The following is a 13719-nucleotide window of genomic DNA, read 5'->3' on the forward strand; positions in this document are numbered from 1 at the left end:
TGAGTGATATGTCCACTCGTCTAGAAAACCTCGCTGCTCCTGAGCCGGATGGGTCTGCTGCAGGCATTTGGCCGACGACGGCGCAGCGGCTGCCTAGCGGCGAACTCGCCATTGGTGGAGTATCCACGGCGCGGTTGGCGCGCGAGTTCGGTACACCGCTGTACGTCGTGGACGAAGAAGACATGCGGCGGCGTGCTCGCGCATGGAAAGAGGCGATGGATCAGGCCTTCGCCGATCTGGCCGGTGGGCATGCCTTCTATGCCGGAAAGGCGTTTCTCTGCGGCGCGGTTGCGCGCTGGATGGCCGACGAGGGCCTTTTTATCGACACCTGTTCGGAGGCTGAACTCCGCACCGCGTTGGCCGTGGGGATCCCGGGCGAACGAATCGGTTTGCACGGGAACAATAAGTCGCGCGCCGAGATCGAGCTGGCCTTGGACGCCGCGGTCGCGCATCTGGTGGTGGACTCCTTGGCCGAGCTGGCTCAGGTGGAGGCCATTGCCGCTGAGCGCGGCACCACCGCCAAGGTGATGTTGCGCGTCACCACCGGTGTCCATGCCGGCGGGCATGAGTACATCGCCACGGCACACGAGGATCAGAAGTTCGGCCTGTCCATCGCGTCGGGGGCGGCGCGCAGAGCAATTGAGGAGACCCTGGCTGCTAATCATTTGCGCCTGATCGGTTTGCACTCGCATATCGGATCGCAGATTCTCTCGCGCGAGGCGTTTACGACGGCGGCACGCGCCGTTTTGGCGCTGCGGGCGACGGCAGTGCGTGAACTGGGGTGTGCGATACAGGAAATTGATTTCGGCGGCGGGTACGCGGTCCGCTATACCGTGCTGGACGATGTACCTCCGGCGGTCTTTGACTATGCGGAGGCGCTGGCAGCCACGGTGCGCGCAGACGCCGCGGCGACAGGTATCCCCGCACCGCTGGTTTCCGTGGAGCCGGGCCGTTCAATTGCGGCGCCCGCAGGAATAACTCTGTACACGGTGGGAACAATCAAGTCGGTGGCATTGGAGAACGGCACACGCCGTTACGTGAGCGTGGACGGCGGCATGAGTGACAATATTCGGCCCGCGCTCTATGGGGCGGACTATACGGCGACGTTGGCATCACGGGTTCCCGCCGCCGACGGCGTGCGAACCCGCGTGGTCGGGAAGCACTGCGAGAGTGGTGACATCGTGGTGCATGATGTCTCCCTGTCGGCGGACCTCGGGCCGGGTGACTTAGTGGCCGTTCCCGTAACCGGGGCATACGGGCGCTCCATGGCATCGAATTACAATTTGTTGCCGCGACCGGGCGTTGTCGCTGTGCGTGACGGCGAGGCGCGATGGGTGCTGCGTCCCGAGTCGATTTCTGACTTACTGGAGTTGGACGTGGAGGCATCCGGAGCGTAGGCGCCCGCAAGCCGCAATAGGGCGTAGACGGGGCTCGATGGTCCGTGGCTGCATTCGCCTATGCCGCGCAAAGAGTGGGCGGGAGAAGTCCGACGAAGTGACTTCTCCCGCCCAGGTATAGGATGGTCGGCGGCTGGGGTGGGTGGTTGGTGGCATGCCCTCAGCGGGCAGTGTGCCCCGTCTCAGAGGGGAGAAAAGACGCGCACCGGCACTGCCCGGCGTCCGCCGTCGTGGCCTCCTACTGCCCGAAACTCCAGCGGTGAATGGCCGCCAACACGGGGCGGAGCTCATCTACCGGCACCTGCCCGGGCGCGGAGGCGCGGCCCACCATGCCGAAGGTGGCAGTGGAACCGAAGATTTCGCCTGCGGCACGGGAAAGAACGCCCGTTTGACCCATGGACATGGTGATAAGAGGACGGTCGATACGTTTCGTGGCCTCCCACGTTCCCCGCAGGAGGGTCAGCAGATCACCCGCGTCATGCGGCATGCAAGCCAGCTTGGGGATATCCGCACCGGCTTCGTCCATTGCGACGAGGCGGTCGACTATCTCTTCCACCGGGGGAGTGGCATCGAAGTTGTGGAAGGAAGCAACGACGGCGACGTCGGCGGCGTGTGCGTTGTCAATAATTGTGCGTGCGATTTCGTCGCCGCGGAACAGCTCAACATCCACGGCGGCGACGTTGCCGCCCGCGGCGAGATCGCTGAGAAGAGCGACATAGTCTTGCGAGGAGATAGGTTTCTCTCCGCCCTCGTCGGCGGTGCGGAACGTGGCGAGAACCGGACGGTCGGTGTGCTCGGCGAGCACTGCCGCTGCCTCGCGGCAGGCCGCGAGGTCTGGAGCCGCCTGCAGGAAGTCAATACGCCACTCCAGGATGTCGTAGTCCTCGTTTGCCAGTGCATCCAACTGGGCGACGAGTTCATCGATGGTGGCGGGGGTGATCGGGACCAGGACCTTTGCCGGTCCTTCACCGAGCACCACATCCTTCAAACGTACGGTACGCATAGTAACTTCTTTCTGAATCGGGGGTATCGGACCCGCTCAAGTCATCTGCGGCTGCACCGAATCAGTGCAGCAATGGGTGTGGGTGGTGCCAGGCCCGCACCGCGCTACCTTCTAGCGAAGGTAGTTTAACGAGAATGGGGAGGCACCACCCACAAAACGGATTAGGCCGCTGCCTTTTCGGCGTTCTCGAACATCTGTACGTGACGACGGTAAATGACGAGCGCTGCGAGCAGAGAGACCACTGCGAAGGCGATGGCAACCCACGCAACGTTCGTGTAGCCGGAAGCCAGGAGATCATCGATCTCAGCCTTGGGCATCGTCTCCTCATCGGTTGCGGGAACGATCACCCGGACAAGGTAGGGGAGAATGAAGCCGCCCAGGGAACCAATCATCCAGTACCAGGAGACGATGGCTCCCTTCGCCTTCGGGAAGAACTCGGATAGGGCTGTCAGCACCAACTGCATAATGCCGCCGGAGACGAAATAACCGATCAGAGCGGCGGTGATCCGCATGCCCCACAGGTTCGCCGTGAACGGCATATTGAGCAAGCCGACTGCGATAACGCCTCCAACAGCATAAATCGGAACGAAACGAATGGACTTGATTCCCGCCGAGGCGAGAACGGCGGTGAGGACAACCGCGATGACGGAGCCGAGGGCGAGGAACTGAGTCAGCGTCTTGCCCTGGTCCTCTGTCAGGTGCGCGATGGCGGAACCGATATTCGGCAGTGCCTGGTTGGCCAGGTACACTACGCCGTTGACACAGAAGATGAAGATGAAACAGATCGTCCCCTCAAAGGACATACGTGCGCGCGTTCCGGTTGTCTCCGAGGCGCGTGCCTCAATATCGGCAGCCTGCTGGGCGGCGATTTTCTTGTAGTCGGGGAATCTGACCAGTACGACGAAGACCAACATGACGACCATGTAGATCGCGGCGAAGTAGAGCAGCCACTTCCAGTTGTCCGCGAGGCGGATGACGATCATCGGCAGGAAGAACTGACCTCCGGAGATGAACAGCTTAATGATGATGTTCATCGTGCCGGCATTGCCCGGGTTCGACTCCATCAGCGTTGGGTAGGTGCCCGAATCGAGGAAGGAGTTGCCGGCACCGAACAGCAGGGAAGCGACGATACCAATTGCCTGGTTTGAGGAGATCGGTAGCAGTAGGAAGAAGGATGCGCATAGAGCCAGACCGATTATGACTGCCGGTTTGCGCCCGTACCTGTCTGCAAAGAGTCCCGACAAGGTGTAGGTGACGATCTTACCGACCGCCATCCAGGCAATTGCGGCAATAACCGTTTCCTTTGTCACGCCCCATTGTGGTGCCAGCTTGTCGCTGAACTGTCCGGCGGCGATAAGGCCGAGGGAGTAGATGAAGTAGGAAAGGTACAGCGTCATAACCGCTGGAAGATTGGTGATTTTAGATGCCATAACAGGTCTTTCCGTGTGTTGCCGCGAGGCATGTGTTATCGCTCGCGGTATGGACGCTGGCCGACCCATGTACTGGGTCGGCCAGACAGTTTTAGTTAAAGAGGTGTTCCTTGACGTAATCCAGCGGCATATCAACGCCGGTCCAGTACTTGAAGGACGCCGCGCCCTGGCGGTACATCATCTCCATGCCATTAGCGCACTCGATGCCCGCTTCCTTACAGTCGGCAAGCAACTTCGTCACCTCGGGCGAGTACACGATATGCATCACGAACATATCGCGAGGGATGATCGAGATGTCGGGGATACTGGTCTGCCCCTCAAGGGCGCCCATGCCGAGATTAGTAGCGTCAATAAGCACGGACGACTCGGCGAGGGCCGCCGCCAGGGCGTCTTTGTCAGCCAAGTCCATCAACACGGCCTCGGCGCCAGAGCGAGAGACTTTCTCAACATTGTCTTCGGCACGGGGCCAGAAGTCATCCTTCTGGTTGAAGATGTTGAGTTTCTTGACGCCGTCCAGACCCGCCTGGCAGGCGATGGCCGTGCCAGCTCCACCCGCTCCGATGAGGGTGATCGTGGCATCCTTCGGGTCGTGGCCGTAGAAGCGCAGCGCCTCCATGGATCCCACGCCGTCGGTGTTGTACGCGGTTAGAACGCCGTCGTCGTTCACGATTGTGTTCGATGCCCCGATCAGTTCCACGGCGGGGCTGAGCTTATCCACGTAATCGAGGATCTTGATCTTATTCGGCATGGAAACGTTCCAACCGCGAACCTTCAGTGCTTTCAGTCCGGCCACGGCTCCTTCCAGATTGTCGTGATCGACGTCGAAGCATAGGTAGGCGTAGTCCAAACCCAGCTTGCTGGCTGCAAGGTTGTGCATTCGCGGGGAATGACTGTGACGAATCGGGTATGCGATCAGTCCGAGTAACTCGGTGTGACCGGTAATGCGTTGCATCACTTCTTCACTCATTGTGTGCTTCACTCACCTCTCTGTGGGATGTCATGTCGCCTTCGAATCCCCGGAGGACCCGTCGCGCCACGGCAGGATATCGACGCCGACAAGACCTTTGTACCTAAAGGTTAATACGTGAGACAGGTCTCTGGGCGGACTTTAGGCCCGGATTTTGTCCCAGGAGGTGAAAAAATGTACTGACGAGTTCATTGCTGCTACTCGGTTTGCCTCCGTCCCGGCGAAGCGAGTGCTTCAATAATAGGCAGGTGCGGCGCACAACTGACGTGTGGTGGCACCGCGATTAGGCAGAAAAAGAGGACTACACATGACTGTTTCGTATCCCGCGCTCAACCCGGACACGCGCAGCGTTTTTCAGCCGCTGACCGTCAAGACCATGACTATTCCCAATCGGATTGTTATGCCTCCCATGGGCACCAACTTTGCCACCACCACCGGTGAGCTAACCGATGAGCATTTCGCCTACTACCAGGAGCGCGCTCGCGGCGGAACCGGCCTGATTATCGTGGAAAACGTATGCGTTGATTATCCGGTGGCTTCTAACGGATTCACGCAACTGCGCCTGGACTCTGATCGCTTTCTACCGCGCATGTTCACTTTCACGGAGGAGATGCACCGGCTTGGGGCTTGCGTCGGCATCCAGATCAACCACGCCGGCGCTTCCGCAGATCCGAAGAAAACCGGTGTACCCAATATCTCCTCCTCGGACGTACCGAGCAAGGACGGCATGCCGGTGCCCATCCCCATGACAAAAGAAGACATCAAACAGGCGGTTAAGGCATACGGCGAAACCGCCCTGCGCGCCAAGAAGGCCGGTTTTGACATGGTTGAAATACACGGTGGGCACTCCTACCTCCTCGACCAGTTCCTCTCGCCGCGGTACAACAAGCGCACTGATGAATACGGTGGCAGTCCCGAGAACCGTGCACGGATTGTCACTGAGGTGCTGCAGGAAGTTCGCAAGGCCGTGGGGGAGGTGTTTCCGGTGTGTATCCGCCTGAGCGCCGATGAGTTGATCGAGGGTGGCAACAGCCTGGAGGATACCCTCGAACTCGCTTCCTACTTCGCCGAATATGTCGATATCTTCAATGTCTCCTCCGCCTTGAACTACAACCTGCAGTATCAGATCGATATGGCGCGGCTTCCCGACGGCTGGCGTTCCCATATGGCACGTGCCTATAAGGAGAAGTTCGGCAAGCCGGTGATCACCTCCGGCAATATTCGTGCCCCGGAGGTCGCCGCGAAGATTCTCGACGACGGCGACGCCGACCTCCTGGCGATGGGACGTGGCCTGATTGCCGACCCGTGGTGGGTGCGCAAGGCACGCGAGGGCCGGGAGGACGAAATCCTGCGCTGTATCTCCTGCAATATCGGTTGCGCCGACAACCGCATTCGCCTCGGGCGGCCCATCCGCTGCACCATTAACCCGAACATCCTTGATAACGAGTCCTACAAGGAGAAGAAGGTCAAAGTCCCCACCCGGGTGCTTGTTGTCGGTGGCGGAGTTGCCGGATTGGAAGCGGCGTCAACCGCCGCCGAGGTGGGCTGCCGCGTGACTCTACTGGAGAAACACGATCATCTCGGCGGAATCATCTCCGCGGCCACCAAGTTGCCGGCCAAATGGCGGATTGCCGACTACGTCGAGTTCGCGGAGCGCAGGGCGCGCCGTGCGGGCGTGGAGATTCGTCTGGGCGTCGAAGCCACGGTGGATATGATCGGCCATGAGAATCCGGACATCGTCGTGAACGCCACCGGCGGAACGCCCGCGTTGCCGCCGATCCCCGGCGTGCGGGAGCTGACCGACCAGGAAGGAACCAACGTCTACTCCGTTCTCGGGTTCACGGAGAACGTGGAGCGACTCGATGAAGAGGTGGTCGGCAAACCTGTCGTCGTCGTTGGTGCCGGAGCCGTCGGGCTTGATATCGTCGAGCACTTGACGGACCACGGAGCCCAGGTCACCCTGGTCGAGCGACTACATCGGGTTGGCGATGAGCTGGATATTGTTACTCGGCTGCAGATGGTGGAAATGCTGGAGAAGCACAATGTGGAGCAGTTGTGCTCCACCTCCCTGCTCGAAGTGGCAAGTGACCATGCAATCGTCGAACTGCCCGACGGCACGCAACGGACTCTTCAGGCCGCAATATCCGTGATTTGCCTTGGCATGCGGCCGGTACGTGGCGACCTCGACTATCTGATCGAGCGCGCCAACAGGGCCGAGCGTACGGTGATGAATATCGGTGACTCGGTGCAACCCCGTCGAATTATTGATGCAGTTCGCGAGGGACGTGAGATTCTAGCGGTGCTCGAGCGTACCGGGCGCAGGTAGTGCTGCGGATCCGTGTGATCCGGGCGCCAGTAAAGCGCGGCGTAAGTTAGTCACCCGACTGCGGACCCGTGATGTCGTTATAGCGACGTTACGGGTTCCTTCTGCTCCCGGCAGGCGGACAAAAGCATGCTTGCACCGTTCTCTGGGTAGGCTGAGCCGGGAATATCCCGGTAGGCTTAGGCGGGAATGGAAGGAGAATCGGTGGAGGATGTGAGAGTTGCCCTGCTGGGCTGTGGCACGGTTGGCACTCAGGTGGCGCGTCTCTTAACGCACAGCAGTGAGGACTTGGCAGCACGGGCAGGCGCGCGACTTCGTCTGGTAGGAATTGCCGTTCGAAATGTTTCATCGCCGCGTGACCCAGCGATTGACCGCTCACTCTTGACCGACGATGCCGACGCGCTCATCGCCCAGGCCGATATCGTCATCGAACTCATGGGCGGCGTGGAACCGGCACGGAGCTACATCCTAGAAGCTTTCGCACATGGCGCCTCCGTCGTCACCGGAAACAAGGCGTTGCTCGCGGCCCACGGGCCGGAGCTATACGAGGCGGCGGCACGCGCCGACGTCGACCTGTACTACGAAGCGGCAGTGGCCGGAGCCGTACCGGTCGTGTACGGTTTGCGGGAGTCACTGACCGGAGATCGGGTCACCGCAGTTCTCGGCATTGTCAACGGCACTACGAACTATATCCTCGACGAGATGACCGAGAAGGGACTCGACTACGATACGGTTCTGGCCGAGGCACAACGTCTGGGCTACGCCGAGGCCGATCCGCGTGCCGACGTCGACGGGCTGGATGCTGCGGCAAAATGCGCCATCTTGGCGTCGCTCGCCTTCCATTCACGCGTTTCCTTGGAGGATGTTCATGTCCACGGAATCCGCGAAGTGACGGCGGAAGTCATCGCCACCGCGAAAAGCTCGGGGTACGTCGTTAAGCTCATCGCTTCGGCGCGACGCCGTCCCACCGGTATCGAAGTACATGTTGGGCCCACACTTGTCCCTCTCGGGCATCCACTCGCCGCTGTGCACGGCTCTTTCAACGCCGTGGTGATTGAAGCGGAATCAGCGGGTCGGCTCATGTTCTACGGTCGAGGTGCCGGCGGTGCGCCAACCGCATCGGCGGTGCTCTCCGACGTCGTTGCGGCGGCTGGGCATAAGGTTCATGGTGGCCATGCCCCACGTGAACTCATCTATGCGGATCTGCCGGTGCTGCCGCCCGAGGAATCGCTGGGCAGCTTCCAGGTGGAAATGGTGGTGCAGGACTACGTCGGTGTTCTGGAGAAGATCAGCGGCGTATTCGCGGCACATAACGTGTCAATTCGTGCGGTTGCCCAACGTTCGGACATGCGCGATGAGCCCGGCGATGCCGCCGACAAATTGTGCCGCTTGACGGTGACAACTCACCAGGCAGTTCAGAAAGATCTGGAGCTGACGATTGAGGAACTGCGCGACTCGTCGTTCGTTGTGGACGTGCTGCACGTCTTGCGGGTGGAGGAGAGCTGAGCAGTGATGCGGAGCAGACGGCGGGTTCGTACCGATGATCGGCGTATGGCGGAGGCGCTCTGATGCGTGTGGTCAAATCGCGCGCACGGGTAAGGGTGCCGGCGACATCGGGTAACCTCGGCCCGGGCTTCGACTCCATGGGGATGGCCCACAACGTGTGGGACGATGTCGAGGTGCGGCTCGTAGCGGGTCCGACCACCGTTACCATCATTGGGGAGGGGCAAGATACACTGCCAATGGACGGATCACATTTGATTGTGCGCGCGTTGCGTCGAGCCTTCGATGTTGCGGGGCTGCCCCAGGCCGGCATAGAGATGGTGTGCCGCAACTCGATACCGCAGGGCAAGGGGCTCGGCTCATCGGCTGCGGCGGTTGTCGCCGGGTTATTGCTGCTGCGTGGTCTGGTTGACCAACCGGAGCTTTTCGACGACGCCACGGTGCTGCGCCTGGCCACAGAGTTTGAGGGACATCCGGATAACGCCGCACCCGCGCTCTACGGTGGCGCGGTGGTGTGCTGGACGGATGATGCTCCGCATGCCGCTCGCATACACGTATCGCCAGACATCCACACGACCCTGCTGGTGCCGCAAGCAGAACTGCTGACGGAGACCGCCCGATCAGTACTTCCGACCCAGGTTCCTCATAGCGATGCCTCTTTCAACGCCTCGCGAACGGCGCTGCTTGTGCTGGCTCTCGAACGGCATCCGGAATTGCTGTTGGCGGCGACCGATGACAGACTTCATCAGGCATATCGGGCAGACGCAATGCCCGCGTCCGCCAATGCGCTGCAAGCTTTACGCAAAGCGGGATGGCCGACCGTAGTATCGGGTGCGGGTCCTGCCCTTCTCGTCTTTGACACGCTTGACGCGCAGACCTGCCAGATTCTTGAGGCGCGCGGTTTTCATGTGGTGCTTGCGGGGATGGCGCGCGGAGCGCACCTCGTCGAATGATCGCAGAGCGTCGCGCAGTAACAGCGACTCCGGTAACGCGGGTAAGAAGAGTTCGGCTGACAGCCGCGTGGCAAAAAGTGCATCCGGGCTTGGATGGTGATAGTGTGTATATCGCCGGAGCGAAAGTACCTCCAGTACTTCCCGGCATGTGCACCCTGTTGTCATTACGCAACGTTCATGCATGGTGCGTTCCCTGAAGTAATACCGCCAGATAATCTCTGGCCTTGAGCATGTCAGTACTAGGCTGACACCGAGGAAGGAACCTCGTGAGCGAGACTCCTGTTTCCGGCCCTATCTCAACAATGCGCTTGCCGGAGCTAAAAGCCTTAGCACAGTCCCTGGGGTTAGAAGTTGGACCGAAGGTGCGTAGGGCAGACCTTATTGCAGCTATTCGTGAAATGCGCGGTCCTGCGCGCCGGGGGCGACCGCCGAAGAACGCCTCAAATGCAGTGCCGATGTCACAGACGGCAGACTCGGCACCAACGGCCGCCTCATCTGCGGCGAAGGAAGAAGAAGCCGGCGTGTTCGATCCTGCTTTGCGGCAAAGGTACGCGCGCACATCCCCGCGCACAGCGGAAGGAAGCGCCGCGCCGGGCCAGTCCTCCGGTGAAGAAATGAGCAGCGAACACGCGCAGCAGGCCAACGACCGGACCCGACGGGTACGGGAGCGGTCCCATAGCTCTGAGGCGGATTCTTCGTCAGAGACGCAGCCACGGGAGCGCACCGCACAGACGAGCCGATATGACCGCAGCACATCGCGAACTGGAGGGCGTGTCAGCAGTTACGACCGCACCAGTCGCTTCGACCGTTCCGAGCGGAATGCCGGGCGTACAAGCCGATATGATCGCACCAGTCGCTTTGAGCGTACAGAACGCTCCACTACTGCGCAGGCCTCTGAAGGATCGCGGCGAATCGCTCGGACGACAGACGAGATCGTATTGCCGGAGCGTAGCAGCCGCACCGAATCCAACGTCAGCGGGAAGGTGCGCCGTCGGGAGCGTACCGTGACCCCACGACTGTCTGATGCGGATCGTATGGCGGCGTTGAATGCCATCGGCGATGCGGCAGAACGTCGTGCTAATAGCGATAAGGAAGAGGATAGTTATCCACACCGAACTCGCCGCAGTCGCCGGGAACGCAACCGTAACCGCAACATCGAGGCGCGGGAACAGAATGAGCAAGCAGCGCGCGAGGAGGATATGCTCCTCGCCGTGGCGGGCATCCTCGACCAGGAGGGAAATCAGCATTTCCTACGCACGGGCGGCTACCTGCCAGGTGCGAACGATGCGCTGGTTCCGCAGCAGATCGTCAAGCAATACGGTCTGCGCCGCGGCGACGCCATCGTCGGGGCCGTGAAGCGCCGCAACGAGAACGAGGGGCAGCAGAACCACGGCCGCAATCGCAACCGTAAGTTCAGCCAGCATCAGCATCTGAACCAGTTGGTGCAGGTCAATACGATCAATTCCCTCGATCCGGAGCGCTCCGCGCTGCGTCCGGAGTTCAACAAACTGACGCCGCTGTATCCGCAGGATATGCTGCGCATGGAGACGACGCCGAAGGCGCTCACTCCGCGTGCCATCGATCTGGTTGCACCTATCGGCAAGGGGCAGCGCGGACTTATCGTTTCGCCCCCCAAGGCCGGAAAGACGATGATCATGCAGCAGATTGCCATGGCCATCGCCGCAAATAACCCGAAGGTGCACCTGATGGTGGTGCTGGTGGACGAGCGCCCCGAGGAAGTCACCGACATGAAGCGTCTGGTCAAGGGTGAGGTCATTGCCTCAACATTTGACCGTCCCGCTTCCGACCATGCGATTGTGGCCGAGTTGGCTATCGAACGTGCCAAGCGCCTGGTGGAACTGGGACAGGACGTTGTCGTGCTACTCGATTCACTGACGCGGCTCTCGCGTGCCTATAACCTGGCGGCGCCCGCTTCCGGGCGTATTCTCTCCGGCGGTGTTGATGCCGGCGCGCTCTACCCGCCGAAGCGGTTCTTCGGCGCGGCACGTAATATCGAGAACGGCGGTTCTCTGACCATCATCGCTTCCGCGCTCGTTGAGACCGGTTCGAAGATGGACGAGGTTATTTTCGAGGAGTTCAAGGGAACCGGCAATATGGAGTTGCGGCTCTCGCGGCAGCTTGCCGACCGGCGTATCTTCCCCGCCATCGATGTCAACGCTTCCGGAACGCGCCGCGAAGAGTTGCTGTTCTCCAACGAAGAACTCAAGGTCATCTGGCAGTTGCGTCGCGCCCTCGGAACCCTGGATGTTCCGGAGGCATCGGACTTCCTGCTCGGCAGGTTGCGCAAGACGCAGAACAACGCCGAGTTCCTGGTGTCGATTATGCGCTCCATGCAAGCTTCGGGCGCGTCGGCGTCGTAAACGACACAAGAAAGTGGCGGGCGCACGTCCTCCGGCCGGACGCCCGCAACACCGGCGTCACAATAGCGCCACTAGGTGAGGGCGGTGACCCTGGCGTCACCTCGGCGGGCGATTATTGCAGGTGGGTTTGGTCACCTGCCGCTGCGCCGGGGTGCGCGACTGTGGCATAATGGCACGTCGGCTTCCGGTTCACCGGTCGTGCCGAGCGGTGGTGCTGCGTCCATGACGATTCGCCCGCTGGATCCGGGCGCGGATCATGCGGACGGCCACCCGGTGCGTACTGGACCCGGGGTGTTCAACGATCCAAGGAGATAGCATGAAGCAGGGAATCCACCCTGATTACCACACCGTCACAGTGAGCTGCACGTGTGGAAATGAGTTTGAAACACGTTCAACCTACGAGGGCGACCATCTGCGCGTCGATGTCTGCAACGCCTGCCATCCGTTCTACACAGGCAAGCAGAAGATTCTCGATACCGGTGGCCGGGTGGCCCGCTTCGAGGCGCGTTACGGCAAGCGCAAGAAGTAGTACGTATAGCTTTCAGACGCCGGTACAGTTCTGCTGTGCCGGCGTCTGGTGTAAACAGCACCGGTACCTGAATGAGGTACGACATGGGTGGCCCGCGACGGGTAAGAAGCGCACGCCAATCGGAAGGAAGCGGTGGTGAACGAGCAAACCGATCTCGCTCAGGCGATGCTCAGTGAATACAAGGAGGTAGAGCAACAGATGGCGGATCCCGCCGTCCTCCGCTCGCCGGAGCGCTTGAAGACGCTGGGAAGGCGTTATGCGGAACTGGGCCGTGTCGTAAGGGTGTATCGCCGGTATCAGAGCATCGAGGCCGACCTGCGGGAGACCCGTGAGATCGTTTCTGCTGGAGGTGAGGATGCGGAACTCTTCCGCCCCGAGCTTGCTGCACTTCAGGAGGCTTACGCCGCCGTGGCAGCCGAACTGAAGGATGTTTTGATCCCACGTGATCCCGATGACGCCCGGGACGCGATTATGGAGATAAAAGCCGGAGAAGGAGGCGAGGAGTCCGCTCTTTTCGCCGGCGACCTGCTGCGCATGTACCAGCGGTACGCAGAGTCGCAGGGGTGGAGTGTTGAGACTCTTTCCGCTACCCCGACCGAATTGGGCGGCTACAAGGATGTGCAGGTTGCCATTCGGACCAAGGGGATACCGGAGGACCCTGCCGACGGCGTATGGGCACACCTGAAGTACGAGGCGGGAGTACACCGCGTGCAACGTGTTCCCGTTACGGAATCGCAAGGGCGCATTCACACCTCTGCGGCGGGTGTGCTGGTCTTTGCCGAGGTTGACGACCCGGGAGAGGTGGAGATCAACGACTCGGATCTGCGTATTGACGTTTTTCGCTCGTCTGGGCCGGGCGGTCAGTCGGTGAACACGACCGACTCGGCGGTTCGGATCACCCACTTGCCCACGGGGATTGTGGTCTCCATGCAGGATGAGAAATCGCAGATCCAAAACCGGGAGGCTGCAATGCGGGTGCTGCGGGCACGGCTGCGACAAATGCAGTTGGACCAGCAGGCGGAGGAGAACGCGCAGTTGCGGCGTTCCCAGGTACGCACGGTTGATCGGTCAGAACGCATTCGTACCTACAACTTTCCCGAGAACCGCATCTCCGATCATCGCACCGGGTATAAGGCATATAACCTCGACCATGTGCTGGAGGGTAGTCTGCAACCCCTGATCGACTCCGCCCGGCGGATGGATGAAGCAGAGCGCTTGGCGCAGGAGCAGTGA

10 protein-coding genes are annotated in these 13719 nt (G+C 60.8%); 7 read left to right on the top strand and 3 right to left on the bottom strand.

Annotation, left to right across the window (positions count from 1 at the left end; translation table 11 throughout):
- Nucleotides 1-8: 8 nt before the first annotated feature.
- Complete coding sequence (lysA, locus tag EKN07_RS07750) at nucleotides 9-1397, top strand: diaminopimelate decarboxylase (RefSeq protein WP_126146099.1); 1389 nt, start codon at nucleotides 9-11, stop codon at nucleotides 1395-1397.
- A gap of 238 nt (nucleotides 1398-1635) precedes the next feature.
- Here lysA and aroD read toward each other — a convergent pair whose 3' ends face one another.
- The 3 genes from aroD to EKN07_RS07765 all read right to left on the bottom strand — a co-directional run bounded on the left by aroD (nucleotide 1636) and on the right by EKN07_RS07765 (nucleotide 4797).
- Nucleotides 1636-2400, bottom strand: coding sequence for a type I 3-dehydroquinate dehydratase (aroD, locus tag EKN07_RS07755; RefSeq protein ID WP_126146100.1), 765 nt, complete (start codon nucleotides 2398-2400; stop codon nucleotides 1636-1638).
- Nucleotides 2401-2561: 161 nt separating this feature from the next.
- Nucleotides 2562-3830 carry an MFS transporter gene (locus tag EKN07_RS07760; RefSeq protein ID WP_164505514.1) on the bottom strand — a complete coding sequence of 423 codons (1269 nt, stop codon included), beginning with the start codon at nucleotides 3828-3830 and terminating at the stop codon, nucleotides 2562-2564.
- A gap of 91 nt (nucleotides 3831-3921) precedes the next feature.
- Entirely contained in the window at nucleotides 3922-4797 is an 876-nt protein-coding gene (locus EKN07_RS07765; RefSeq protein WP_205647236.1) for a quinate/shikimate dehydrogenase, read from the bottom strand.
- A gap of 307 nt (nucleotides 4798-5104) precedes the next feature.
- On the opposite strand from EKN07_RS07765, the gene EKN07_RS07770 reads away from it, so the two are divergent.
- From EKN07_RS07770 to prfA, 6 genes are all read left to right on the top strand, one after another.
- A complete protein-coding gene (locus EKN07_RS07770) occupies nucleotides 5105-7123 on the top strand; it encodes an FAD-dependent oxidoreductase (protein ID WP_108716126.1) in 2019 nt (672 codons plus the stop codon).
- A 186-nt stretch (nucleotides 7124-7309) separates the two neighbouring features.
- The gene (locus EKN07_RS07775; protein WP_108716125.1) at nucleotides 7310-8626 is read left to right on the top strand and encodes a homoserine dehydrogenase; all 1317 of its coding nucleotides are present in this window, start codon (nucleotides 7310-7312) and stop codon (nucleotides 8624-8626) included.
- Between the two features lie 62 nt (nucleotides 8627-8688).
- Complete coding sequence (gene thrB / locus EKN07_RS07780) at nucleotides 8689-9576, top strand: homoserine kinase (RefSeq protein ID WP_126146101.1); 888 nt, start codon at nucleotides 8689-8691, stop codon at nucleotides 9574-9576.
- 302 nt (nucleotides 9577-9878) lie between these two features.
- On the top strand, nucleotides 9879-11957 hold the full coding sequence (gene rho, locus EKN07_RS07785; RefSeq protein ID WP_108716726.1) for a transcription termination factor Rho: 2079 nt from the start codon (nucleotides 9879-9881) through the stop codon (nucleotides 11955-11957).
- Nucleotides 11958-12273: 316 nt separating this feature from the next.
- Nucleotides 12274-12486, top strand: a complete 213-nt coding sequence (gene rpmE, locus EKN07_RS07790; RefSeq protein ID WP_108716123.1) for a 50S ribosomal protein L31 — start codon at nucleotides 12274-12276, stop codon at nucleotides 12484-12486.
- A 165-nt stretch (nucleotides 12487-12651) separates the two neighbouring features.
- Nucleotides 12652-13719, top strand: a complete 1068-nt coding sequence (gene prfA / locus EKN07_RS07795; protein ID WP_108716725.1) for a peptide chain release factor 1 — start codon at nucleotides 12652-12654, stop codon at nucleotides 13717-13719.

It is taken from the genome of Actinobaculum sp. 352, assembly GCF_003957265.1.
Taxonomy (GTDB): domain Bacteria; phylum Actinomycetota; class Actinomycetes; order Actinomycetales; family Actinomycetaceae; genus Asp313.